Annotated in this window: 1 pseudogene; it reads left to right on the top strand. The window is 71.8% G+C overall.

Going from position 1 to position 316, the window contains the following annotated elements:
• A pseudogene (locus IG84_RS0137435) lies at positions 1 to 316 on the top strand (acetyl-/propionyl-CoA carboxylase subunit alpha); the annotation flags it as partial.

Raw genomic sequence — 316 nt, 5'->3', positions numbered from 1 at the left:
TTCGCCCCGGAGCTGACCGGCTCGAGCGAGCCGTTCCAGGTCCACACCCGCTGGATCGAGACCGAGTTCGTCAACGACATCAAGCCGTTCACCGCGCCCGGCGCGGACGAGGCCGAGGCCGAGAGCGGTCGCGAGACCGTCATCGTCGAGGTCGGCGGCAAGCGCCTGGAAGTCTCCCTGCCGTCCTCGCTCGGCATGTCGCTGGCCCGCACCGGCCTCGCCGCCGGCGCCAAGCCCAAGCGCAAGGCGTCCAAGAAGTCCGGCTCCGCCGCCTCCGGCGACGCCCTCGCCTCCCCCATGCAGGGCACCATCGTCA

The organism is Streptomyces ochraceiscleroticus (assembly GCF_000720485.1).
GTDB classification, from domain to species: domain Bacteria; phylum Actinomycetota; class Actinomycetes; order Streptomycetales; family Streptomycetaceae; genus Streptomyces; species Streptomyces ochraceiscleroticus.
Note: the sequence above shows the minus strand (reverse complement) of the source record. Positions and strands in the feature narration are given on the sequence as shown.